The sequence below is a fragment of the Streptomyces sp. CC208A genome (assembly GCF_030010625.1).
GTDB lineage: Bacteria > Actinomycetota > Actinomycetes > Streptomycetales > Streptomycetaceae > Streptomyces.
In genome coordinates, this window is record NZ_JASCXN010000002.1 from 249,086 (window position 1) to 272,167 (window position 23,082).

A 23,082-nucleotide genomic window follows, 5' to 3' on the forward strand; every position below is an offset into this window, starting at 1 on the left:
CATGACCGCACCGGAGCGTTCCGCCCCGGCCCGTCACGACCCCCGCCCGGCAGGTGCTCAGGCACCCGCCGGGCGGGCGCGTGCCACCGGCCGGCCGCCGTGGATCCTGATCGTGCCCGCCGCCCTCGCGGCCGTCCTCGCCGTGCTGCCGCTCGGCTACCTCGGCGTACGCGCCCTCGAACGCGGCCCCGCCTTCGCCTGGGACGTCATCGCCGCTCCCCGCACCGGCGAACTCCTGCTGCGCAGCCTCGGCCTCACCGCCGCGGTCGTCGCCGCCTGCCTGCTCATCGGCGTCTCCCTCGCCTGGCTGACCGCGCGCACCGCGCTGCCCGGCGCCCGCGCCTGGTCCGTCCTCGTCACCCTGCCGCTGGCGGTGCCCAGCTACGTCACCGCCTTCGCCTGGCTGTCCGCCGCCCCCTCCCTCGCCGGCTTCACCGGCTCGGCGATCGCCCTGACCCTGGCGAGCTTCCCCTACGTGTACCTCCCCGTCGCCGCCGCCCTGCGCGGCATCGACCCCGGACACGAGGAGGTGGCCCGCTCCCTCGGCCACGGCCCGCTGCGCACCTTCCTGCGCGTCACCCTGCCCCAGCTGCGCCCCGCCGCGGCCGGCGGCGGACTCCTCGTCGCGCTGTACGTGCTCTCCGACTTCGGCGCCGTCTCGCTCATGCGGTACGACACCTTCACCCGCGGCATCTACGTCTCCTACCAGGCCAGCTTCGACCGCACCCCGGCCGCCGCCCTCGGCGCCGTGCTCGTCGTCATGACCGTGCTGCTCGTCACCGCCGAGACCCGCACCCGCGGCCGCGCCGACTACGCCCGCACCGGAACGGGCACCGCCCGGAAGGCCGTCCCCGCCGCCCTCGGCCGGCTGAAGCCGCTCGCCCTCGCCTGGTGCGGGACGGTCGTCGCCGCGGCCGTCGGCTTCCCGCTCGCCACCCTCGGCTACTGGCTGGCAGTCGGCTCCTCCGCCACCTGGGACCCGGCCACCCTCACGAGCACCGCGCTCGCCACCCTCGGCGTCGCCGCCGGCGGAGCCGCGCTCACCGTGCTGCTCGCGCTGCCCGTCGGCGTCATCGCCGCCCGGCACCGAGGCCGCCTCGCCGGCCTCCTCGAACAGGCCGCGTACGCGGGCCACGCCGTCCCCGGCATCACCGTCGCGCTCGCGCTCGTCTTCTTCGCCGTGCGCTACGCCCGCCCGCTCTACCAGGAGACCCCGCTGCTGCTGTGCGCGTACGCGGTGCTCTTCCTCCCCGTCGCGGTCGGCGCCATCCGGGCCGCCGTCCTCCAGGCGCCGCCCGTCCTCGACGACGTGGCCCGCTCCCTCGGCCGCGGCCCGTTCGGCGTCCTGCGCGAGGTCACCGTGCCGCTCGCCGCGCCCGGCATCGCGGCGGGGGCCGCCCTCACCTTCGTCGTCTGCATGAAGGAACTCCCCGCCACCCTGCTCCTGCGCCCCACCGGCATGGACACCCTCGCCACCCGGCTGTGGACGGAGACCGGCAGCGGATCGTTCGCCGCCGCCGCCCCCTACGCGGCCGCGCTGATCCTCCTGGCCGCCGTCCCCTCGTACCTCCTCGGAAGGCACCGCACATGACAGGCAAGGGCACGAACGAGCTCGATGTCCGCCAGGTCGTCAAGGCGTACGGGCCGGGGGCGCCGGTCCTCGACGGGCTCGACCTCACCGTCCCCGGCGGCGCCCTCGCCGCCGTCCTCGGCCCGTCCGGCTGCGGCAAGACCACCCTGCTGCGGGTCATCGCCGGCTTCCTGAAGGCCGACGCGGGCAGCGTCACCGTCGCCGGCCGGCTGCTCGGCGGCCCCGGCACGCACCTGCCGCCCGAGCGCCGCCGCATCGGCATCGTCCCGCAGGAAGGCGCCCTCTTCCCGCACCTCAGCGTGGCCCGCAACATCGCCTTCGGGCTGACCGGCCGCGACCGGGCCGCCCGGCGCGCCCGCGTGGGGGAGATGCTGGACCTGGTCGGCCTCGCCGGATACGGCGACCGCATGCCGCACGAGCTGTCCGGCGGCCAGCAGCAGCGCGTGGCCCTCGCCAGGGCGCTCGCCCCCGAACCCCACCTCGTGCTCCTCGACGAACCGTTCAGCGCCCTCGACAGCGCGCTGCGCGGCACGGTCAGGGCCGAGGTGCGCGGCGTGCTCCGGGAGAGCGGCGCGACCGGTCTGCTCGTCACCCACGACCAGCAGGAGGCCCTGTCCACCGCCGACCTCGTCGCCGTGCTCCGCGCGGGCCGCGTCGCCCAGTGCGCCACCCCCGAGGAGCTCTACCACCGGCCCGCGGACCCCTGGCTCGCCTCCTTCGTGGGCGACGCGGTCCTCGTGCCCGGCACCGTGGACGAGGGCGTCGCTACCACCCGCCTCGGCCGGGTGCCGCTCGTCGCCGCCCCCGCCGGGGTGCGCGACGGCGTCGTGGTCCTCCGCCCCGAGCAGCTCCGGCTCGCCGACCCGGAGTCGGCGGACGCCGGAGGCGTCGTGACCGACATCCGCTTCTTCGGCCACGACGCCCTGGTCACCGTGGACGTCGAAGGGCTCGACCAGCCGGTCGACATCCGCACCCCGAGCCCCCTGGAGGTCGGCCTCGGCCGCAAGGTCGGCATCAGCCTGACCGGCGAGGCCACCGTGCACCGCACCCCGGCGTGAGCCCGAAGGCCCCCGGTCCGGCCGGCCGTTCGATAATCGGTTGCCGGGGCGGGGGCCCTCCCCGAGGGTGACGGGGTGACGAAGAACGACAAGAGGCCGCCGGTCGACGCGGCCCGCTGGCAGCACCTCTACGCGAACGACTGCCCCGCACCCGCGGCCGCCGAACTCCCGGCGCTCACCGACGAACTGGCCGAGGCCCTGCGGCACCCCGATCCGGCGATCCGGGACGGCGAGCCGTACGTGGTGCTGCGGACCTGGATCGAGCGGGACGTGATCGACCGGCCGCTGCGCGCCCGGCTGGGCGCGGTGATGGCCGAGCGGTTCGGCGACCCCGAGATCCAGGCGCGCACCTTCGCCCCGCTCGTGCTCGACATGATCGTCGGCCGGGGCGACCTCGACCCCGGCTGGCTCGCCGCCTTCCGGCGGTGGTACCCGGCCGAGACGGACCTGCGCGGGTACGATCCCAGGCTCGGCTGGCTGCACGCCGTCGCGCACGGCGCCGACCTGCTCGGCGCCTTCGGGCTCCATCCCGGCGTCGACCCGAACGGGATGCTCGCGCTCGCGGCGGACCGTCTCACCGCCCCCACCGACCTGCTCTTCGCGCAGCAGGAGGACGACCGGCTCGCCCAGGGCATCGCCCGCACCCTGACCCGGCCGGAGCTGACCGAGGCCGAGGCCCTGCGCTGGCTCGACCCGGTCGAGGCGGACTTCGCCGCCGGACGCCCGCCCGGCGTCCCCACCACGGCGGCGCACACCTCCAACGCCATGCGCACCCTGCGGATGCTGTACCTCCTCGCCGACACCGGCGTACGACCGAGGACCGGCGCCCCCGCCCCCGTACGGCCGCCGCACGCCGAGGCGCTGAAGCGGCGCCTCGTGGAGGTGCTCGCCCCGGTGTTCCAGGCAGCCTGAGGGGAACGGGGGCCCGGGGGTGAGGCGCGTCTCACCCCCGGGTGCCCACCTTGCTATGCAACCAGTTGCATAGCAGGATCGGGGGCATGGCGCTCGAACACGCGATCCTCGTGTCCCTGCTGGAGAAACCGGGCTCCGGATACGAGCTGGCCCGGCGCTTCGAGCGGTCCATCGGCTACTTCTGGACCGCCACCCACCAGCAGATCTACCGCGTGCTCAAGCGGATGGAGAACGACGGCTGGGTGGCCGCCCGGGAGGTGCCCCAGCAGGGCCGGCCGGACAAGAAGGAGTACTCCGTCGCCGACCTCGGACACGCGGCGCTCAGCTCCTGGCTGCACGAGCCGATCGAACCCGAGAGCGTCCGGCACGACCTCGCCGTGAAGATCCGGGGCGCCGCCTTCGACGACCCCGCCGGTCTGATCCACGAGGTCGAGCGGCACCGGCAGGCGCACACCGCCCGGCTCGCCCACTACCTCGCGGGCGAGGAACGGGACTTCCCGCCGGCACCCGCCGCCGACGGACCGCCCGACGCCGAGCGGGAGTTGCAGCACGTCGTGCTGCGCGGCGGCATCGCGTACGAACGCATGATGATCGCCTGGCTCGACGACGTCCTCGCCACCCTCCACCGGTTCCGCGCCGGGAACTGACCCTCGCACCCACCCACCGAAAGGCGGCAACCCTCCATGGCCGACCCGCTCCTCTTCAACCCGCGCACCTACGACCCCGCGCACTTCGACCCCGAGACCCGCAGGCTGCTGCGCGCCACCGTCGACTGGTTCGAGGAGCGCGGCAAGCGCCGGATCATCGCGGACTACCGCACCCGCGCCTGGCTCGCCGACTTCCTCGAATTCGCCGCGAAGGAAGGGCTCTTCGCCACCTTCCTGACCCCCGCCGGCGAGGCCGGGACCGACGGCGGCGACAAGCGCTGGGACACCGCCCGCATCGCCGCCCTCAACGAGATCCTCGGCTTCTACGGCCTCGACTACTGGTACGCCTGGCAGGTCACCATCCTCGGCCTCGGCCCGGTCTGGCAGAGCGACAACGCCGCCGCCCGCGCCCGCGCCGCCGAACTCCTCGACCAGGGCGAGGTGTTCGCCTTCGGCCTCTCCGAGAAGGCGCACGGCGCCGACATCTACTCCACCGACATGCTCCTCACCCCCGACGGCGAGGGAGGCTTCCGGGCCACCGGCTCCAAGTACTACATCGGCAACGGCAACGCCGCCGGCCTCGTCTCCGTCTTCGGCCGCCGCACCGACGTCGAGGGCCCCGACGGCTACGTCTTCTTCGCCGCCGACAGCCGCCACCCCGCCTACCACCTCGTCAAGAACGTCGTCGACTCCTCCAAGTTCGTCAGCGAGTTCCGCCTGGAGGACTACCCCGTCACCGCAGAGGACGTCCTGCACACCGGCCGCGCCGCCTTCGACGCCGCCCTCAACACCGTCAACGTCGGCAAGTTCAACCTCTGCACCGCCTCCATCGGCATCTGCGAGCACGCGATGTACGAGGCCGTCACCCACGCGCAGAACCGCATCCTCTACGGCCGCCCCGTCACCGCCTTCCCGCACGTGCGCCGCGAACTCACCGACGCCTACGTCCGCCTGGCCGGCATGAAGCTCTTCAGCGACCGCGCCGTCGACTACTTCCGCACCGCCGGGCCCGACGACCGCCGCTACCTCCTCTTCAACCCCATGACGAAGATGAAGGTGACCACCGAGGGCGAGAAGGTCATCGACCTCATGTGGGACGTCATCGCCGCCAAGGGCTTCGAGAAGGACAACTACTTCGCCCAGGCCGCCGTCGAGATCCGCGGCCTGCCGAAGCTGGAGGGCACGGTCCACGTCAACCTCGCCCTGATCCTCAAGTTCCTCCGCAACCACCTCCTGGACCCCGTCGACCACCCGCCCGTCCCCACCCGCCTCGACGCCGCCGACGACACCTTCCTCTTCCGCCAGGGCCCCGCCCGCGGCCTCGGCTCCGTCCGTTTCCACGACTGGCGGCCCGCCTTCGACGCGTACGACCGGCTCCCGAACGTCGTCCGCTTCCGCGAACAGGCCGACACCCTCTGCGACTTCGTCCGCACCGCCGCCCCCGACGAGGCCCAGAGCCGCGACCTCGACCTGCTCCTCGCCGTCGGCCAGCTCTTCGCGCTCGTCGTCCACGCCCAGCTCGTCCTCGAACAGGCCGCCCTCACCGGCCTCGACGACGACGTCCTCGACGAGCTCTTCGCCGTCCTCGTCCGCGACTTCTCCGGTTACGCCGTCGAACTCCACGGCAAGGACTCGGCCACCGAGCAGCAGCAGGCCTGGGCGCTCGGCGCGGTCCGCCGCCCCGTCGTCGACGAGGCCCGCACCGCCCGCGTCTGGGCCCGCGTCGAAGCCCTCTCCGGCGCGTACGAGATGAAGCCCTGACCCCGCGGGACCGGGCGGCGCGCTCCGGTGCGCCGCCCGGTCCTCCGACTGTCGTCCCCACCGCCTACGATGACCGCCCATGAGCACGAGTGACGACGACGGCAGACCCCTCGTCGACGGACGGTTCCGGCTGGTCTCCCGGCTCGGCAGCGGCGGCATGGGCACCGTCTGGCGGGCCCGGGACATCGCCCTCGACCGGGACGTCGCCCTCAAGGAGGTCCGCCCGCCCGACCCCGCCGTCGAGGCGGCCAACCCCGGCCTCACCGCCCAACTGCGCGCCCGGGCCGTCCGCGAGGCCCGCGCACTCGCCCGCCTCTCCCACCCGCACGTCGTCACCGTCCACCACATCGTCGAACCCGCCGACGGCTCGGCCCCGTGGATCGTCATGGAACTGGTCGAGGGCAGTTCCGTCGCCGACCGGCTCGCCGCGGGACCGCTGCCCGTCCCCGAGGCGATCACCCTCGGCCGGCAGATCCTCGGCGCCCTGCGCGCCGCCCACGCCGCCGGCATCCAGCACCGCGACGTGAAGCCCGCCAACGTGCTGCTGCGCGCCGAAGGCGGCGCCGTCCTCACCGACTTCGGCATCGCCGTCCTCGACGAGGCCACCTCCCGGCTCACCGCCTCCGGCGACCTCATCGGCTCGGCCGAGTTCATCGCCCCCGAGCGGGTGCGCGGCGAGGAGGGCAACCCGGCCTCCGACCTGTGGTCCCTCGGCATGCTCCTGTACGTGGCGACCGAGGGCCACCACCCGCTGCGCCGCGCCACCAGCCTCGCCACCGTCGTCGCCGTCCTCGACGACCCGATCCCGCCGCCGGTCCGCTCCGGCGCCCTCGCGCCCGTCCTCACCCGGCTCCTCGTCCGCGACCCGGCCCAGCGCCCGGACGGCGCCGAGCTCGACCGCCTCCTCGCCGAGGCGCAGGGCGCCCCCGCCGGCGCTCCCGACCCGCGCGCCACCCCCGCCGACGCCGCACCCCAGGGCTTCGGCCCGCCGACCCCGCCCCCCACCCCGGCCCCGGGGCCGTACCCGTACGCCCACCCCGTCTACCAGCCGCCCGTCCCGCCGCCGACGGTCGCGGCGGGCCGCGCCACCGCCGCCCCCGCCCGGCGCCGCCGGCTCACGACCGCCGTGGCCGGCACCGTCCTCGCCGCCGGCCTCGTCGCCCTCGGCTTCCGCTTCCTCCCCCTCGGCGGAGAGGGCACCGAGGGCGCCGGCGACAGGACACCGGACGCGAAGGGCGGCACCACCGCCTCCCGCACCCCCGGGTCCACCACCGCCCCCACTCCCGCCGAGTCCTCCGCGCCCCCCGCCGTCACCGGCTCCCTCCTCACCCCCGACAACACCCGCGCCGTCATCGCCGCCTTCCGGGAGGCGACCGGCACGACCACCTTCAAGGAGCTGTACATCTACGACGCGTACGCCTTCGCCGGGATCCCCACGAAGCCGGGCGCCAAGACCTACGACCGGTACCAGTACCGGGACGGCAAGGTCGGCAAGCAGGGCGTCGGCGGCACCATCAGCTCCTCCCGCCCCGACGACCAGCCCTTCGACGTCACCCGCCTGCCCTGGGACGACCTGCCCACCCTGATGAAGCGCGCCGACCGCGAGCTCAAGGTCGAGAACCCGAACCTGCGGTACGTCATCGTCGACCGCTGGTCCTTCAACGAGGACCGCCCCACCCTCCGCGTCTACCGCACCAACGAGTACGGCGCGGTGGGCTACCTCGCCGTCGACGCCGACGGCAGGGTGGTGCACAAGGTGACCGCCGACTGAGGCACCATCGGCAGGACACCACCGCCGGGACACCCTCACAGGGCACCGGGGACAATGGCCCGCGTGAACCATGACGACCCGTACCTGTGGCTGGAAGACGTCGACGGCGAGGAGGCCCTCGCCTGGGTGGCCGAGCGGAACGCCGAGACGGAGGCCGAGCTCGCCGCCGGCCCCGGCTTCGACGCCTTCGCCGAGCGGCTGCGCGAGGTGCTCGACGCCGTCGACCGCATCCCGTACACCGCCCGCCGAGGCCCGTACCTCTACAACTTCTGGCAGGACGCCGAGCACGTGCGGGGCGTGTGGCGGCGCACCACCCTGGAGCAGTACCGCAAGGACGCCCCGGAGTGGGAGACGCTGCTCGACGTGGACGCGCTCGCCGACGCCGAGGGCGAGAAGTGGGTGTGGGCCGGCGCCCGGGTCCGGCGGCCCGTCCACGACCGGGCGCTGGTCTGCCTCTCCCGGGACGGCGGCGACGCCGTCGTGGTCCGCGAGTTCGACCTCGGAACCCGCGCCTTCGTCGAGGACGGCTTCACCGTGCCCGAGGCCAAGACCAGCATCGGCTGGATCGACGAGGACACCGTCTTCGTCGGCACCGACCACGGCCCCGGCTCCCTCACCGACGCCGGCTACCCCCGCACGGTCCGCCGCTGGCGGCGCGGCACCCCGCTCGACACGGCCGTCACCGTCTTCGAGGGCGAGGCCGCCGACGTCTCCGCCTGGGCCTGGCACGACGCCACCCCCGGCCACGAGCGCGACTTCGTCGGCCGCTCCCTCGACTTCTTCCGCAGCGAGACCCACCTCCTCACCGCCGACGGCACCCTCGTCCGCATCGAGGTGCCGGAGGACGCCGAGGTCTACGCCCACCGCCGGCACCTGATCGTCACCCTCAAGTCGCCCTGGCTCGGCCACCCAGCCGGAGCCCTCCTCGCCTTCGACTTCGACGCCTTCCTGGCCGGCGACCGCACCGCGGAGGCGCTCTTCACCCCCGACGAGCGGACCGCGCTCGCCGGACACTCCTGGACCCGGCACCACCTGATCCTGGAGACCATGCGGGACGTCAGCACCCGCATCGAGGTGCTGACCCCGCGCGCGGAGGGCGGCTGGTCGCGCGCCCCGCTCGCCGACGTGCCCCCGCTGTCGGCGGTCGCCGTCACCGACACCGACCCGGACGTCTCCGACGAGTACTTCCTCGACGTCTCCGGCTTCCTCCAGCCCTCCACCCTCACCCGCGGCACCATCGGCGGCGACAGCGAGATCCTGCGCCAGGCGCCGGCCCGCTTCGACACCGCCGGACTCGCCGTCGAGCAGGCCTTCGCCACCTCCGACGACGGCACCCGCGTCCCGTACTTCGTCATCGGCCCCGACCGGTCCGAGGGCGCGGCCCCCGGCCCCACCCTGCTCTACGGCTACGGCGGCTTCGAGGTCTCCCTCACCCCCTCGTACGCGGCGCTCACCGGCCGCGGCTGGCTGGAGACCGGCGGCACGTACGTCATCGCCAACATCCGCGGCGGCGGCGAGTACGGCCCCGACTGGCACCAGGCCGCGCTCGGCGCCCACCGCCACCGGGCCTTCGAGGACTTCGCCGCCGTCGCCCGGGACCTCGTCGCCCGCGGCATCACCACCCCGGCGATGCTCGGCGCCGCCGGCGGCAGCAACGGCGGCCTCCTCATGGGCGCCATGCTCACCCGCTACCCGGAGCTGTTCGGCGCGATCGTCTGCCAGGTGCCGCTGCTCGACATGGTCCGCTTCCACAAGCTGCTCGCCGGCGCCTCCTGGATCGCCGAGTACGGCGACCCCGAGGACGAGGCCGACCTGCCGCACCTGCGGGACCTCTCCCCGTACCACCGGCTCACCGCCGACGCCCCCTACCCGCCGGTGCTGCTCACCACCTCCACCCGCGACGACCGGGTCCACCCGGGCCACGCCCGCAAGGCGGCTGCGCGGCTGCGCGAGCTCGGCCACCCGGTGCTCTTCCACGAGAACACCGGCGGCGGTCACGCGGGCGCCAGCGACAACGCGCAGGCCGCCCGGAACAAGGCCCTGATGTACACCTTCCTGCGCAAGCACCTGGGTTCCTGAGGCCGGGGCTCAGAGCCAGCCGTGCCGCTGGGCCTGGAGCGCCAGCTGGAAACGGTTGGCCGCCCCCAGGCGGGCCATCAGGACCTGGATCCGGCGGAAGAGGGTGCGGCGGCTGACGCCGATCTCCCGGGCGATCACCTCGTCCGCCGCGCCCCCGGCCAGCAGCCAGAGGAGCCTCCGGTCGGCCGGCCGGAGGCCGCCCGGGAGCGCGGTGCGGCCGTGGAAGGGCAGCGCGTCCCGCCAGGACTGCTCGAAGAGCGCCACAAGGGCCGAGAGCAGTCCGCACGGCTGCACCACCAGCATCGTGTGGTGCACGTCGGCCTCCCTGATCGACAGGGACACCATCGCGTACGCGTCGTCGATGATCACCAGCTTGACCGGGACGGACGGCAGCACCCGCGCCTGCTCGCCCGCCGCGATCGCCGGCTCGATCGCCTCCTCCAGGTTTCCCGGCAGCTCCAGCGAGGCCCGCGAGTAGACCACCCGCTGGGTGACGCCCCGGGCGAGGGTGGCGAGCGCGTCCCCGGTGGCGCCGGGAATCGGGAAGTACGGCGGCGAGTCCAGCTGCCGGATCTGCTGCCGGGCGCTCGCCCACGCCTGCCGCATCCGGGGCCCGATCGCCTCCCCGGTCACCACCTCCACCAGGTCGGCGTCGGACGCGGCGAGCCGCTGCCGCCGGAACGCCTCGAAGGCGCCGCCCACCGTGATCCGCGACTCGTCCAGCTCGGCCGCCCGGTGCCGGCCCAGGATCTCCAGGCCCGCCGCCGGCGGCACCGGCGCCACCGTGTCGCCCCCGTCCACCGCCGGGCTCGCCAGACCGGCGTCGACCAGCTCCCCGTACGCCTCCGCCAGCGCGGGCCCGTCGAGCCCGGCGGCCTCCCCGACGACCTCCAGCGGCGCCGGGGCCCGCTCCAGGAGCGCGTGGTAGACCCGCGCCGCCGCCTCGCCGAGGCCCAGGAGCCGCAGCGCCTCGCCCAGTTTCGCGTTCGCCATGGCCCCATTCTGAGCGCGGTCCGGGCCCCCGGTGTCCGATCCGTGCCACTGGCACTCCTCGGCCCCACCGGGCCCCGCGGCGGGCTACGGTCCGTGAGCCGCCGACGACCGGCGGTTCCCGCAGGACCACCCGACGAAGGAGCCCGACGTGGCGAAGGGTCGCAAGAACGGCCTGTACGACTCCCCCTCCAAGGAACTGTCCGCGCTGATGCGGACCGGCTGGGCGGACACCGAGCGGCACGACCTGCCGGTCTCCGAGCAGGCGCCGTACGCCGCCGCCCGCCGTGCCGCGCTCTCCGCGCGGTTCCCCGGCGAGCGCCTGGTGATCCCCTCCGGCAACCTCAAGGTCCGCTCGAACGACGACACCTACCCCTTCCGGCCGCACTCCGCCTACGTCCACATGACCGGCGACCAGGCCCGCGACTGCGCCCTCGTCCTGGAGCCCCGCGAGGACGGCGGCCACGACGCGTACTGCTACCAGCTGCCCCGCGACAGCCGCGACGACGACACCTTCTGGATGGGGTACACGGCCGAGCTGTGGATGGGCCGCCGGCTCTCCCTCGCCGAGGCCGAGCGGGTCCTCGGACTGCCCTGCCGGGACGTCCGCGAGGCCGCCGGGGAGCTGGCCGCGGGCGCCGGCGTGCCCACCCGGATCGTCCGCGGCGTCGACCCCGCCCTGGAGGCGGCCGTCCGCACCGACGAGGAGCGGGACACCGAGCTCGCGGACGTCCTCAGCGAGCTGCGCCTGGTCAAGGACGCGTGGGAGATCGGCGAGATGCGCAAGGCCGTCGACTCCACCGTCCGCGGCTTCACCGACGCCGTCGGCGACCTGTCGACCGCCGTCGCCACCTCCGAGCGGTGGATCGAGGGCACCTTCTTCCGCCGCGCCCGCCTGGAGGGCAACTCCGTCGGCTACGGCTCCATCTGCGCGGCCGGCGAGCACGCCACGATCATGCACTGGACCTCCAACGACGGCCCGGTCCGCCCCGGCGAACTGCTGCTCTTCGACGCCGGCGTGGAGACCCACTCCCTCTACACCGCCGACGTCACCCGCACCCTCCCCATCAGCGGCACCTTCACTCCCGTCCAGCGGCAGGTGTACGACGCCGTGTACGAGGCCCAGCAGGCCGGCTTCGACGCGGTGAAGCCCGGCGCCCCCTACCGCGCCTTCCACGAGGCCGCCCAGCGGCACCTGGCGGCCCGGCTGGTGGAGTGGGGCTTCATCGAGGGCCCGGTGGACCGCGCGTACGAGCTCGGTCTCCAGCGCCGCTTCACCATGGCGGGCACCGGTCACATGCTCGGCCTCGACGTGCACGACTGCGCGTCCGCGCGCAACGAGGAGTACGTCGACGGCGTCCTGGTGCCGGGCATGGTCCTCACCGTCGAGCCGGGCCTCTACTTCCAGCCCGACGACCTGACCGTGCCCGCCGAGTGGCGCGGCATCGGCGTCCGCATCGAGGACGACCTGCTGGTCACCGAGGACGGGTACGAGAACCTGTCGGCCGCCCTGCCCCGCACCTCCGCCGAGGTGGAGGAGTGGATGGCCCGGGTCGCGGGCTGACGGATCTGACAAGGGCGGTCGCCGGGCCGCATCATATGATCATGATGCAGTCCTTCCTGCCTGTCCTCGAACGGATCGCCGAGGAGATCGAGGGCCTGGTCGGCCGGGGCCGCCCGGCCGACTACATCCCGGCGCTCGCCGCCGGCGACCCCCGCCGCTTCGGCATGGCCGTGGCCGAACTCGACGGGACGGTGTACGGGGTGGGGGAGTGGCAGCAGCCCTTCTCCACCCAGTCCGTCACCAAGGTCTTCACCCTCGCCCTCGCCCTCGCCGGGGAGGGCGAGGAGCTGTGGGAGCACGTGGGCCGCGAACCCTCCGGCAACCCCTTCAACTCGCTGGTCCAGCTGGAGTACGAGAACGGCATCCCCCGCAACCCCTTCATCAACGCGGGCGCGCTCGTGGTCACCGACCGGCTCCACCGGCTCACCGGCGACGCCTCCGGCCGCCTGCGGGACTTCCTGCGCACCGAGAGCGGCAACGCCGACCTCGACTTCGACCGGGACGTGGCCGCGTCCGAGACCGAGCACGGCGACCGCAACGCGGCCCTCGCCCACTTCATGGCCTCGTACGGCAACATCACCACCCCCGTCCCCACCCTCCTGCGCGAGTACTTCCGGCAGTGCTCGATCGAGGCGTCCTGCGCCGACCTCGCCGTCGCCACCGGCTTCCTCGCCCGGCACGGCATCCGCGCCGACGGCAGCAGACTCCTCACCCGCAGCCAGGCCAAGCAGGTCAACGCCGTCATGCTCACCTGCGGCACCTACGACGCCGCCGGGGACTTCGCCTACCGGGTGGGCCTCCCCGGCAAGAGCGGCGTCGGCGGCGCCATCATCGCCGTCGTGCCCGGCCGCTGCACCCTGTGCGTGTGGAGCCCCGGCCTCGACGAGCGGGGCAACTCGGTCGCCGGCGTCGCCGCCCTCGACCGCTTCACCACCATCACGGGCCTCTCCGTCTTCTGAACCGTTCTCCGGAGGGACCGTTCTCCGGAGGGACCGTTCTCCGGACGGGCCGTTCTCCGGATGGGCCGTTCTCCGGACGGGCCGTTCTCCGGATGGGCCGTTCTCCGGACGGGCCGTTCTCCGGATGGCGGAGGCGGGCCGTACGGGGTACACCTCCGGTGGGGCGCCGTGAGCGCCCGGAGCGAAGGAGGTCGCCGTGGACAACCGCACCACCGGATTCGTGCAGTCCTTCAACCGCCGCGCCGGCTACGGGTTCGTACTCCCCGTCGGCTCCGAGGAACCCGTCTTCTTCCGGGCGGAGGACGTCGAGGACGGCGTCCGCTCCCTCTCCGAGGGCCAGCAGCTCACCTTCGTCCTCGTCCTCGGCGAGGGCCGCTTCGAGGCGAAGGAGCTCCGCGTCTGACCCGGCGCGGGCTTCCTCCGTACGGAGCAGCGCCCGCCGTGGCGGGGTGGAGGGATGACCATCGACGTACGCCCGGCCTCCGTCTTCGAGGACGTCCGCGCGGTGATCGGCCCGAAGTCGCCCACCGCCACCGTGTGTTTCTGCCTGAGCCACCGGATCCCGGCGAAACTCGACAAGGAGCTGCGCGGACCGGCCAGGAGCGAGTACGTCGCGGCGCTGTGCGACCGGGAACCCCCGCCGGGCGTCCTCGCCTACGACGGCGACGAGCCGGCCGGCTGGGCCGCCGTGGCGCCCCGCTCGGAGACGGCCTTCGCCCGAAGCCGGAAGATCCCGCACGTCGACGACCTGCCGGTCTGGTCGCTCTGGTGCGTCCGGGTCCGCCCCGGCCACCGAGGGAAGGGCCTCAGCCACGCCCTGATCGCGGGCGCGGTGGAGTTCGCCCGCGCCCACGGGGCGCCTGTAGTGGAGGCGTACCCGCTGGACAACGGGGAGGCGCGCGTGGACACGACGATGGCCTACCCCGGGCTGCGGAGGAACTTCGAACGCGCCGGCTTCGTGAAGGTCGCGGACACCGCCTCGGTGCTCGTCGGCCACCCCCGGATCCTCATGCGGCTCGATCTGGGCTGACCACCGGCCGGGACCCGCCGTACACCTGTCCGACACACCCCGGGCCGCGCATTCACCGGATCAGGTGACTGAGGCCGAGGTGAAACGTCCCTCCCCCCGGCCCTCCGGCCACGCTCGACGTGACACTTGGACCCACCCTGTGGAGCGTCCGATGCAGCTGATCCCCCGTCACGACCCCCATCTCGCCGTCCGCACGGCCGGTGCGCTGACCGTCGCCGTCCTCCGCGGCGAACTGGACCTCGTCCTCGTCCGCCACCTGCGGCCCGAGCTCGACGCCCTCGTCCGCGAGGCCGAGGCCCTCGCCGTCGACATCCGTCCGCTCGGCTTCTGCGACGCCACCGGCCTCGGCCTGCTCGCCCACTGCGCCCGGGGCGCCCGCGAGCGCGGGGTGCCCTGGCAGCTCGTCTGCGACCAGCCGTGGATCCTCCGCCTGGTCCGGCTCACCGGCCTCGACGACCTGCTCAGGCCCGAGCCGGCCCTGTCCCCGCCGCCCGCGCCGCTGCGGTCCCCGGGTCCCCGCGCCCGGGCGGAGCACCCCGTCTGAGGCCCCGCGATACGGTCGGCCCCATGTCTGAAGTCCGGCTGACCACGCCCTCCTTCCTCGTCCTCGGCATCATCGACAAGCTGGGCGAGGCCACCCCGTACGACGTGAAGGTCGAGGCCGCGCGGACCGTCGCCCCCTTCTGGTCCGTGCCGCACGCGCAGGTCTACGCCCAGTGCGACCGGCTCCTCAAGGCCGGGCTGCTCTCGGAGGTCCGCCAGGAGGGCGGCCGCAACCGGCGGCTGATGCGGCTCACCGAGGAGGGGGCGGCGGCCCTGCGAGGCTGGCTCGCCGACCCCGCCTTCGTTCCGGTCGAGGCCCGCGAACGGGGCATCCTGAAGCTCTGGTTCGGCGCGAGCCCGCGCGTCCACGCCCCCGTCCAGGTCGAGGAGCACCGGCGCACCCTGGAGGAGTACGAGGGGCTGGCCGAGGAGGTCGGCGAACTGCTGACCCGCGGCCAGCGCGAGGCGCTGGAGTTCGGCATCCGCTACGAGCGGATGATGGTCGACTTCTGGCACTGGGTCGGGAGCCGCGAGCCGGAGGACGGTGAAGGCGCCGCTCCCGAACTGCGCTGACCCCTGGTAACAGCAGTTTGTTACCGACCGGTTGACCCCGGCCGTGGGCGGCCCTACCTTCCTCCATAGTCCAAAGTGGACTATCACGGAGGGGGGTCGCCATGAGGCGCCCGATCAGCACCAGACGCGGAAGGGCGGCCGTCATCGCGGTGACGGCGGTCTGTCTCGCGTACGCACCGATCGCCTTCACCGAACTGTGGCCCTACGCCCGCCCCGGCGCCCCCGCCCTCGGCGAGTGGCTCCTCGGCCGCACCGTCTCGCCCGAGTTCGTCGCCGACGCCGTCCGCGACCGCACGGAACCGTACGAGCGCAGCCTCGTCCCGCTGATCGTCCACTCCGTCCTCGGCGGCCTGCTGATGCTCCTCGGCCCCGTCCAGCTGCTCACCGCCGTCCGCCGCCGCGTCCGCCTCCACCGGGCCCTCGGCCTCGTCTTCGCGGCCACGGTGTACGTGTCGATGGCCGGCGCGGCGCTCTACCTGGTCCGCACGCCCCCGGAGCGGGCGTTCAGCGGCGCCGCCTTCTGGGTCGTCCTCGCCGTCGTCCTCGTCGGCACCGTCGGCAGCCTCACCTTCGGCCTTCTCGCCGCCTTCACCGGCTTCCCCGACCTCCACCAGCGCTGGCTGCTGCTCTGCTACGGCTTCCTGATGACCGCCCCGCTGCTCCGCCTCGAATGGGGCCTCCTGCCCGCCCTCTACCCCGGCCTGACGCTCCAGGACGTCAACCGCGTCGCGATCATGCACCTGGGCGCGCTGGTCTCCTTCGGCGCGCTGCTCGCCTCCCGCGCCCTCGACCGGCGGAGCTCCGTACCCGGCCTCACCGGCACCTGGGCGCCGGGGCCGGTCATGGTCCTCGCCCACCTCGCGGGCGCCGCGGGCCTCGCCGCGCTCGTCCCCGCCTTCCTCGGCCAGGGCGCCGAGGGCCGCCGACTGCTCCTCGCCTACCTGCTGCCGTACGCCGTCATGTACGCCGTGCTCGCCGCCCGGGCCGCGGGCGCGCGCCGCGCAGGCAACGCCTGGGCCCGCGAGGAGTGGCGGCTCCACCTCGCCGCGCTCCTCCTCGCCCCGGCCTTCTCGGCCGTCATGGTGCCCGTCCTGGAACGGGCCATGGGCCTGGACCGGGCGACGGCCCTCGTCGCCGCCGCCGGCATCGGCTGCGGCATGCTCGCCTACACCGCCGTCACCGTGGTCAGCCTCCGCGTCCTCGCCGGCCGCGAACTCCTGCGCCGCCGCCGGACCCCGGCACCCCCGGCCGCCGAACCGGCCCCCGCCCTCGCCCCGGTGGAAGGGAAGGGCCGATGAGCACCCCCGCCCCTCCCGCTTCAGGCCGTGCGCTCTCCTCCGCCGTCGTCGTCCTGAGCACCGTCGTCGCCGTCGTCGGCCTCGGCACCGGCTCCCTCCTCGCGGTCGCCGGTCTGGCCGGGTACGCGGCGGGCGCCTGGGTCTCGCCGGACCCCCTCAGCCCCGCGCTCATCGGCGCCGCCATGGTGGGCGTGGCACCCGCGCTGCTCACCCTCGGGCGGGCCCGCACCTGGGAGGAGGCGCGGAGTCTCTACCTGCCGCTGGTGGTCGTCATGGTCGGGCTGCTCGCCGTCACGCTCCTCAACGCCGGCGCCCTCCGGGTCGCCCGGGGCGGCCCGCTCTTCCTGGTCCTCTTCAGCCTCGGCTGGGTGCCGGTGGTGGCCGCCCTCGCGCTGGCCTCCCTCGGCTGCCTCGCCGCCCAGTACCGCGCGCCGGCCGGCGAGCCGTCCCGTACCGTGCCCGTCCCGGTGCCCGGCTGGTCCAGGCCGCTGCTCGCGGTCCTCGGCTCGGGCTGGCTCGGCATCGGCGCAGGGCTCCTCTTCCTCCCCGGTTTCTGGGGCGCGTTCGTGCCCTGGACGGTGAGCCGCGCCGACGCCCAGGGCCTCGGCGTCTGGGCCCTCGCGCTCGGCGCCGGCGTCCTCGCCTCGCTCGCCGAGGACGACCTGACGCGCAGTCGGCCGGCCCTCCGGGCCGTCCCCGTCGTCGCGCTCGTCTGCGGGATCGTGCTCGCCGGGCGCGCTCCGGCCGTCGACTGGGGCTCGGGCGGCGCGGTCTCGCTGCTCGCCCTGCTCGGCGGGCTGCTCGTGACCGGCGCGACCGGGCAGTTGCTGCTCGGGCGGGCGGGCCGGTCCGTGCCGGGGGAGGGGGCGGAAACCCGTGGAGCGGCCGGGGCGGGCGCGTGATGATGACCGGATGACCGCGCAGACCCCTCCGCCGCCTCCGCCCCTTCCGCCCGTGGACACGCTCGTCGTCGTCGACGTCCAGTCCGCCTTCGTCACCGGCGACGGCGTCGTGCCCGACGCCGCCCGGCTCGTCGACCGCACCGCCGCCCTGATCGCCCGGGCCCGCGCCGCAGGCGCGCTCGTCGTCCACCTCCAGAACGACGGGCCGCCCGGCGCGGAGGACGAACCCCACACCCCCGGCTGGGAGTTGCACCACCCGGTCGTGCCGGGACCGGCCGAGCTCGTGATCCGCAAGCCGTACGACGACGGCTTCCAGGAGACCGGGCTCGGCGCGGTGCTCACCGCGCACGGCGCCCGGGCCCTCGCCGTCTGCGGGGTGATGTCGGAGATGTGCGTGCAGGCCACCGCCCGTACGGCTCTGGCGCGCGGCTACCGGGTCGTGGTCCCGTACGACGCCCACGCCACCCAGGACTGCCCGGCCGTCCCCGGCATCGCCGACGCCGTCCCGGCGGCGGTGGTCTCCCGGGTCGCCGCCTACGCCCTGGGCTCCGACGCGGAGGTCACGGTCCCGGCCGCCGCCGTCGCCTTCACCGCCCCGGTACCGGCTCCTGGCGCCGTGGAAGGATCGGGTGCGTGACCGCACTCCACCACCGCCCGGCCGGCGAGGCCGACCTCGCCACCCTCGTACGGCTCCGCGACGACGCGGCCCGCTGGATGCTGGCCCGGGGCGTCACCGGCCAATGGCGGCCGGGGGAGCTGGACGAGGACCACTTCCGCCGGATCATGCGGCACGGCGAGGTCTGGCTCGCGGAGAGCGGCGGGCGCGTCGCCGGAGCCTGGGAGCTGTGGTGGGACGACGAGTCCGCTTGGGGGCCGCAGTCGCCCGTCGCCGGTTACGTCCACCGGCTCATGGTGGACCGCGCGGCCGCGCCCGGCACCGGCCGTCTGCTGCTGACCGCCGCCGAGCACCGTGTCGCCGAGGCCGGCAGGACCCGCGTACGCCTGGACTGCCTGGCCACCAACCCGAAACTCACCGCCTACTACCAGCGGGCCGGCTACCGCGTGGTCGGCCACAAGGCCGGCAAGCCGCAGCCGGGCGGCCCGGCGAAGTCCTTCACGCTGATGGAGAAGGAGCTGCCGGCGCCCGCCTGACCCGTGTCTTCCGGCTCCTGCCGAGCTCGCGACGCCCGGCACGGCGCCCCCTCCGGCCGCGTTGTCGCCGGTCGCCGGGGATCGGCCCTGACTCCCTCCTCCGCGACGCTCCCTAGCCCTCTTCCTCGCCGGCGTCCGGCTGGATGCCGGCGAGGAGGTTGAAGGCGCCCGTGAGCAGGTTGAGGCTGACCACCCCGACCACCTCGGCGATCACCCGGTCGCTCCAGCCGTGCGCCCGCACCTCGGTGACGTCCGCGTCGCCGAGCGCGCCCGGTTCGGCGAGGACCTTGAGGGCGAGGGCGATGAGGGCGGCCTCGCGCGGGTCGGTGGAGGTGCCCTGGCGGGCCAGGGCGATGTCGGACTCGCTCAGCCCGGCCGCCCGTCCGGCGGACTCGTGCGCCCGGCGGCAGGTCCCGCAGCCGATCCACTCCTGGACGGCCAGTGACAGCTTCTCGCTCAGGGCGCGCGGGATCTTCACCCGCTTCATCGCGCGGGACAGGCTCAGGTAACCCTCGATCATCGCGGGCGAGTTGGCCATCGTGGACACCATCTCGCCCGCCGAGCCGTGTCGTTCGACGATGTCCGCGAGCAGCTCGCGGGCCCGGTCCTGGGCCTGCTCGGGGGCGAGCGCCGGAAGGCGGCGGGCGGGGGTGCCGGTCGTCGTGGTCATACGATCCTCCTCGTGATACCTATGGGGGGTATAACGCGGGGCGGGTGGAGATCGTTCCCGCCCCCGGCGACGCGACGGCGACGGCGTCGGCCACGGGCCCTGAGGCCCCGTCGCCCCGTGCCGCCCCCCAGGCCCCGGTCGCCGCCGCCGTGCGGCCCGCCCCGTCCGAGGCGTACTCCCTCTCGGCGAACAGGCGAGCGGGCATGTGTCCGGCCGGGACCAGCCGCTCCGTCACCTCGGCCCGCCCGGTGGTGACCGCCGGCACCCCCGGATCGTTGCCCGGGCATGAACGCGCACACCCCCGCGGCCCTGCTGGCCGCCCTCCTCCTCGCCGCCCCCACCGCCGCGGCCTCCGCGACCGCCGCCCCGGCCGCTCCCACCGGCACGACCCTCCGGCTCACCGTCACCGGCCCCACCCCCCTCACCATCGCCCCGCCGCCCGACGGCGCCACCGCGTCCGCGCCCGCCTCGCGGACCGTCACCCTCCACTGCGACCCGCCCCGCGGGGACCACCCCCGCGCCGGGGCCGCCTGCGCGGACCTGGACGCCTCCCAGGGGCGCGTCGAGCGCGACACCGACACGGCCTGCATCCTTCTCTACGACCCCGTCGACGTCCGCGCCGAAGGCGTCTGGCGCGGCCGGCCGGTCTCCTTCGAACGCCGGTACGGCAACACCTGCGAACTGAACGCCCGCACCGGCGCCGTCTTCGCCTTCTGACGGCGATCCACGGCGACGCCGCCGAACGGATGCGGCGCGGGGGCCCTCCGAGGGCACCTCGGCTAGGGTGATTCGGTAGGGATCGCCCCCCGGGGCCAAGCCGATGCGTAGGTCGATGCGTGGACGCTCATCAGTCGTCGCCGAGCAGGGTTCCGCAGCCGCCGCGGGCGGCCGTCGGGGACGCGGGCGTGCTCCGGGAACTGCTCCCGATCGCCCTGTGGCGCGAGGACGCCGAGGGGCGCATCGTCGAGTGGTCGCTCGCCGCGCAGGACCTCCTCGGCCACCGCCCCGAGCACGTCCTCGGCCTCCCCGCCACCCCGCTCCTCGTCCCCGACGCCAACCGGGAGCTCGCCGACCGCCTCACCCGCCGCGTCCAGGCGGGCGAGACCATGGTCGGCACCCTCCCGGTCCGCCACCGCGACGGGCACACGGTCCCCATGGAGATGTGGATCGTGCCCGCCGCCGACCCCACCGGCCGTCCCGGCGCCATGCTCATCGCCGTGGAGACCTCCGAGGTCCTCCGGATGCGGGAGAACCTCGCCGCCATGGAGAGCCTCTTCACCCAGTCGCCCATAGGACTCGCGCTGCTCGGCCCCGACCTGCGCTTCCTGCGGGTCAACGACGCCCTCGCCCGGATGAACGGCGTCAGCGCCGCCGCACACGTCGGCCGCCGTCTCACCGAGGTCGTGCCCGGCGTCAACACCTCCGCCCTGGAAGGCCTGATGCGGCAGGCCCTCGACTCCCGCACGGCCGTCGTCGACGCCCGCCGGGTCGGCCGCACCCCCGCCGACCCCGACCGCGACCGCATCTGGTCCATCTCCTACGCGCCCCTGCTCGACCGCGGCACCCGCCCCGGCTCCGCCGACGGCGCCGCCGACCCCGCCAGGACCGGACGACCCCTCGGCCTCATCGCCTCCCTCGTCGACATCACCGAGAGCCAGGAGGCGCACATCGAGGTCGAACGGGCCCGGCACCGCTTCGCCCTCCTCGCCGAGGCGGGCGCCCGCATCGGCACCACCCTCGACCTGCGGCAGACCGCTCAGGAGGTCGTCGACTTCCTCGTGCCGCAGCTCTGCGACTCCGCCGACGTGCAGATGCTGGAAGCCGTCCTGGAGCCCGACGACCCGGCCGCCTCCTCCCGGGGCGTGCTGCGCCGCATCGCCGCCGTCTTCCCCGAACCGGCGCCGCCCAGCCCGCTGCTCGGACCCGGCCAGACCTTCCAGCTGCCCGCCGGCTCCGCGTACGAGCGGCTCGTCCTCGACGGCCGGCCCACCTTCCTCACCGATGCCGACATCCCGGTCCTCTTCCCCGGGAAGGCCGCCGAGTCGCTGCGCGACTACCTGTCGACCCGCTTCGGCTCCGCCCGTACCGTGCCGCTCGTCGCCCGCGGACAGGTCCTCGGCGCCGTCACCGTCACCCGCCTCAGGACCCGCGAACCCTTCGACGACCAGGACGCGGTGCTCATCGACGAGGTCGTCGCCCGGGCCGCGCTCAACATCGACAACGCCCGGCTCTACACCACCCAGCGCGCCGCCGCCCTCGCCCTCCAGCGCAGCCTCACCAACAGCGCGCTGCCCGCCGTCACCGGGCTCGAACTCACCGGCCGCTACCTCCCCGCGAGCGCGCACGACGTCGGCGGCGACTGGTTCGACGTGATCGAGCTGCCCGGCGACCGCACCGCACTCGTCATCGGCGACGTGATGGGCCACGGCATCCACGCGGCCGCCGTCATGGGCCAGCTCCGCACCGCCGTGCGGACCCTGGCCCGCCGCGACATCCCGCCCGCCGAGATGCTGCGCTCCCTCGACGCCGTCGTCGCCGACCTCGGAGAGGACACCATGGCGACCTGTCTGTACGCCGTGCACTCCCCGGCCACCGACACCTGGACGATCGCCCGCGCCGGCCACCTGCCGCCGGCCGTGGTCGCGCCCGACGGGGCGGTCTCCTTCCTCCAGGGCCCGCCGGGCACCCCGCTCGGCACCGGCGCGCACGACTTCGGCACCGAGGAACTCCCGCTGCCGCCCGGCGGCTTGCTCGTGCTCTACACGGACGGCCTGATCGAGGCCAGGGACCGGGACCTCGACGAGGGGATGCGCAAGCTCGCCCTCGCCCTCGGCCGGGCCGACGGCCCGCTGGACGAGGTGTGCGACGGCGTCCTGGCCCGCCTCCTCGTGGACCCCGCCCAGGACGACGTGGCCCTCGTCCTGGCCCGTACGACCTCCTGAACACCGGGCCCGGCGCTCAGGCCGCGCGGAGCCGGTACAGGTCGCGGAGGAGGGCGATCTCGGCGCCGTGGTGCAGGAGTTCCTGGTTCACCCACCACACGATCTCCAGGAACGGCTCCTCCGGGTCGCCGCCGTGCGGGTAGGTGCAGTACCCGACCGTGTCCAGCTCCTCGTCGCCGACGGAGAGCAGCGCCGCCCGCCAGGCCCCGGCGGCCGTGTCGAAGGCGGCGATCGCCGAGGACGCGTCACCGGCCGCCCGGTAGTCGTCGCGGGTCAGCGAGCGGGTGCCGTTCGTGTGGTCGGCGCGGAGCGCGAGGAGTTCGCTCAGGTGGGCGAGGCGCCAGGCGAGGGTCGTGAACGGAGGCGGCACGGGATGCGGATGCGGGGCGGTGTCCCGCCCCCACTCCCCGGCGCCGCTCAGGAGCACGGCGCCGGGGCCGGGCCCGTCGGCCTGCCGCCGTACCGACCAGCAGCCCGGCCCCGGCTCCCACAGGTACTCGGCGTCGGTCATCGGGCCCACCGGCACGTCGGTGCCGTTGCCGCTGTCCACCGCCGGCCCCGACAGGCGGTCCGTCAGCCGCTGCCGGGCGAAGTCGAACTGGGCGAGAAGGGGGACGAGTCGGGCGGGCATCGCCATGGG

22 protein-coding genes are annotated in these 23,082 nt (G+C 74.8%); 19 read left to right on the top strand and 3 right to left on the bottom strand.

What is annotated here, in order from left to right:
• Position 1 precedes the first annotated feature (1 nt).
• The 7 genes from QK442_RS03380 (at position 2) to QK442_RS03410 (ending at position 9,819) form a co-directional block, all read left to right on the top strand.
• On the top strand, positions 2 to 1,591 hold the full coding sequence (locus tag QK442_RS03380; protein ID WP_282692260.1) for an iron ABC transporter permease: 1,590 nt from the start codon (positions 2 to 4) through the stop codon (positions 1,589 to 1,591).
• Positions 1,588 to 2,649, top strand: coding sequence for an ABC transporter ATP-binding protein (locus QK442_RS03385; RefSeq protein WP_282692261.1), 1,062 nt, complete (start codon positions 1,588 to 1,590; stop codon positions 2,647 to 2,649). The genes QK442_RS03380 and QK442_RS03385 overlap by 4 nt, the downstream gene beginning before the upstream one ends.
• Positions 2,650 to 2,724: 75 nt before the next feature.
• Positions 2,725 to 3,561 carry a DUF2785 domain-containing protein gene (locus QK442_RS03390; protein ID WP_282692262.1) on the top strand — a complete coding sequence of 279 codons (837 nt, stop codon included), beginning with the start codon at positions 2,725 to 2,727 and terminating at the stop codon, positions 3,559 to 3,561.
• Between the two features lie 86 nt (positions 3,562 to 3,647).
• A complete protein-coding gene (locus QK442_RS03395; protein WP_282692263.1) occupies positions 3,648 to 4,208 on the top strand; it encodes a PadR family transcriptional regulator in 561 nt (186 codons plus the stop codon).
• A 36-nt stretch (positions 4,209 to 4,244) separates the two neighbouring features.
• Positions 4,245 to 5,969, top strand: coding sequence for an acyl-CoA dehydrogenase family protein (locus tag QK442_RS03400; protein WP_282692264.1), 1,725 nt, complete (start codon positions 4,245 to 4,247; stop codon positions 5,967 to 5,969).
• Between the two features lie 79 nt (positions 5,970 to 6,048).
• Entirely contained in the window at positions 6,049 to 7,740 is a 1,692-nt protein-coding gene (locus QK442_RS03405; RefSeq protein WP_282692265.1) for a serine/threonine-protein kinase, read from the top strand.
• A 54-nt stretch (positions 7,741 to 7,794) separates the two neighbouring features.
• Positions 7,795 to 9,819: a prolyl oligopeptidase family serine peptidase gene (locus QK442_RS03410; protein WP_282692266.1), complete on the top strand. Its 2,025-nt coding sequence runs from the start codon at positions 7,795 to 7,797 to the stop codon at positions 9,817 to 9,819.
• Positions 9,820 to 9,828: 9 nt separating this feature from the next.
• Here the strand turns inward: QK442_RS03410 and QK442_RS03415 are convergent, their stop codons facing one another.
• Positions 9,829 to 10,812, bottom strand: a complete 984-nt coding sequence (locus QK442_RS03415) for a LuxR family transcriptional regulator (protein ID WP_282692267.1) — start codon at positions 10,810 to 10,812, stop codon at positions 9,829 to 9,831.
• 148 nt (positions 10,813 to 10,960) lie between these two features.
• On the opposite strand from QK442_RS03415, the gene QK442_RS03420 reads away from it, so the two are divergent.
• The 10 genes from QK442_RS03420 to QK442_RS03465 all read left to right on the top strand — a co-directional run bounded on the left by QK442_RS03420 (position 10,961) and on the right by QK442_RS03465 (position 18,830).
• Positions 10,961 to 12,373: an aminopeptidase P family protein gene (locus tag QK442_RS03420; RefSeq protein WP_282692268.1), complete on the top strand. Its 1,413-nt coding sequence runs from the start codon at positions 10,961 to 10,963 to the stop codon at positions 12,371 to 12,373.
• A gap of 35 nt (positions 12,374 to 12,408) precedes the next feature.
• A complete protein-coding gene (locus QK442_RS03425) occupies positions 12,409 to 13,332 on the top strand; it encodes a glutaminase (protein ID WP_282692269.1) in 924 nt (307 codons plus the stop codon).
• A gap of 196 nt (positions 13,333 to 13,528) precedes the next feature.
• Entirely contained in the window at positions 13,529 to 13,735 is a 207-nt protein-coding gene (locus tag QK442_RS03430; protein ID WP_282692270.1) for a cold shock domain-containing protein, read from the top strand.
• A gap of 54 nt (positions 13,736 to 13,789) precedes the next feature.
• Positions 13,790 to 14,362 (top strand): GNAT family N-acetyltransferase, encoded by a 573-nt coding sequence (locus QK442_RS03435; RefSeq protein WP_282692271.1) that lies wholly within the window; start codon positions 13,790 to 13,792, stop codon positions 14,360 to 14,362.
• 151 nt (positions 14,363 to 14,513) lie between these two features.
• Complete coding sequence (locus QK442_RS03440) at positions 14,514 to 14,906, top strand: STAS domain-containing protein (protein WP_282692272.1); 393 nt, start codon at positions 14,514 to 14,516, stop codon at positions 14,904 to 14,906.
• A 23-nt stretch (positions 14,907 to 14,929) separates the two neighbouring features.
• Entirely contained in the window at positions 14,930 to 15,478 is a 549-nt protein-coding gene (locus tag QK442_RS03445; RefSeq protein ID WP_282692273.1) for a PadR family transcriptional regulator, read from the top strand.
• A gap of 101 nt (positions 15,479 to 15,579) precedes the next feature.
• A complete protein-coding gene (locus QK442_RS03450; protein ID WP_282692274.1) occupies positions 15,580 to 16,776 on the top strand; it encodes a DUF2306 domain-containing protein in 1,197 nt (398 codons plus the stop codon).
• The gene (locus QK442_RS03455) at positions 16,773 to 17,678 is read left to right on the top strand and encodes a hypothetical protein (RefSeq protein WP_282692275.1); all 906 of its coding nucleotides are present in this window, start codon (positions 16,773 to 16,775) and stop codon (positions 17,676 to 17,678) included. Before QK442_RS03450 ends, QK442_RS03455 begins: the two co-directional genes overlap by 4 nt.
• Positions 17,679 to 17,688: 10 nt before the next feature.
• Positions 17,689 to 18,315 carry an isochorismatase family protein gene (locus tag QK442_RS03460; RefSeq protein WP_282692276.1) on the top strand — a complete coding sequence of 209 codons (627 nt, stop codon included), beginning with the start codon at positions 17,689 to 17,691 and terminating at the stop codon, positions 18,313 to 18,315.
• On the top strand, positions 18,312 to 18,830 hold the full coding sequence (locus QK442_RS03465) for a GNAT family N-acetyltransferase (protein ID WP_282692277.1): 519 nt from the start codon (positions 18,312 to 18,314) through the stop codon (positions 18,828 to 18,830). Before QK442_RS03460 ends, QK442_RS03465 begins: the two co-directional genes overlap by 4 nt.
• 112 nt (positions 18,831 to 18,942) lie before the next feature.
• On the opposite strand, the gene QK442_RS03470 is transcribed toward QK442_RS03465, so the two are convergent.
• The gene (locus tag QK442_RS03470) at positions 18,943 to 19,500 is read right to left on the bottom strand and encodes an alkylhydroperoxidase (protein WP_282692278.1); all 558 of its coding nucleotides are present in this window, start codon (positions 19,498 to 19,500) and stop codon (positions 18,943 to 18,945) included.
• A 285-nt stretch (positions 19,501 to 19,785) separates the two neighbouring features.
• Here QK442_RS03470 and QK442_RS03475 point away from each other — a divergent pair, with 285 nt between their 5' ends.
• Positions 19,786 to 20,217, top strand: a complete 432-nt coding sequence (locus QK442_RS03475; RefSeq protein ID WP_282692279.1) for an SSI family serine proteinase inhibitor — start codon at positions 19,786 to 19,788, stop codon at positions 20,215 to 20,217.
• 119 nt (positions 20,218 to 20,336) lie between these two features.
• Positions 20,337 to 22,442: a SpoIIE family protein phosphatase gene (locus QK442_RS03480; protein WP_282692280.1), complete on the top strand. Its 2,106-nt coding sequence runs from the start codon at positions 20,337 to 20,339 to the stop codon at positions 22,440 to 22,442.
• Between the two features lie 16 nt (positions 22,443 to 22,458).
• Here QK442_RS03480 and QK442_RS03485 read toward each other — a convergent pair whose 3' ends face one another.
• A complete protein-coding gene (locus QK442_RS03485; RefSeq protein WP_282692281.1) occupies positions 22,459 to 23,079 on the bottom strand; it encodes a DinB family protein in 621 nt (206 codons plus the stop codon).
• Positions 23,080 to 23,082: the final 3 nt, after the last annotated feature.

Bases quoted from the DNA above. Each gene is read 5' to 3' on its own strand.
- QK442_RS03380 (WP_282692260.1), top strand. From the start codon at position 2: ATGACCGCACCGGAGCGTTCCGCCCCGGCCCGTCACGACCCCCGCCCG.
- QK442_RS03385 (WP_282692261.1), top strand. From the start codon at position 1,588: ATGACAGGCAAGGGCACGAACGAGCTCGATGTCCGCCAGGTCGTCAAG.
- QK442_RS03395 (WP_282692263.1), top strand. From the start codon at position 3,648: ATGGCGCTCGAACACGCGATCCTCGTGTCCCTGCTGGAGAAACCGGGC.
- QK442_RS03400 (WP_282692264.1), top strand. From the start codon at position 4,245: ATGGCCGACCCGCTCCTCTTCAACCCGCGCACCTACGACCCCGCGCAC.
- QK442_RS03405 (WP_282692265.1), top strand. From the start codon at position 6,049: ATGAGCACGAGTGACGACGACGGCAGACCCCTCGTCGACGGACGGTTC.
- QK442_RS03410 (WP_282692266.1), top strand. From the start codon at position 7,795: ATGGCCCGCGTGAACCATGACGACCCGTACCTGTGGCTGGAAGACGTC.
- QK442_RS03415 (WP_282692267.1), bottom strand. From the start codon at position 10,812: ATGGCGAACGCGAAACTGGGCGAGGCGCTGCGGCTCCTGGGCCTCGGC.
- QK442_RS03425 (WP_282692269.1), top strand. From the start codon at position 12,409: ATGATCATGATGCAGTCCTTCCTGCCTGTCCTCGAACGGATCGCCGAG.
- QK442_RS03435 (WP_282692271.1), top strand. From the start codon at position 13,790: ATGACCATCGACGTACGCCCGGCCTCCGTCTTCGAGGACGTCCGCGCG.
- QK442_RS03440 (WP_282692272.1), top strand. From the start codon at position 14,514: ATGCAGCTGATCCCCCGTCACGACCCCCATCTCGCCGTCCGCACGGCC.
- QK442_RS03445 (WP_282692273.1), top strand. From the start codon at position 14,930: ATGTCTGAAGTCCGGCTGACCACGCCCTCCTTCCTCGTCCTCGGCATC.
- QK442_RS03450 (WP_282692274.1), top strand. From the start codon at position 15,580: ATGAGGCGCCCGATCAGCACCAGACGCGGAAGGGCGGCCGTCATCGCG.
- QK442_RS03455 (WP_282692275.1), top strand. From the start codon at position 16,773: ATGAGCACCCCCGCCCCTCCCGCTTCAGGCCGTGCGCTCTCCTCCGCC.
- QK442_RS03460 (WP_282692276.1), top strand. From the start codon at position 17,689: ATGACCGCGCAGACCCCTCCGCCGCCTCCGCCCCTTCCGCCCGTGGAC.
- QK442_RS03470 (WP_282692278.1), bottom strand. From the start codon at position 19,500: ATGACCACGACGACCGGCACCCCCGCCCGCCGCCTTCCGGCGCTCGCC.
- QK442_RS03475 (WP_282692279.1), top strand. From the start codon at position 19,786: ATGAACGCGCACACCCCCGCGGCCCTGCTGGCCGCCCTCCTCCTCGCC.
- QK442_RS03485 (WP_282692281.1), bottom strand. From the start codon at position 23,079: ATGGCGATGCCCGCCCGACTCGTCCCCCTTCTCGCCCAGTTCGACTTC.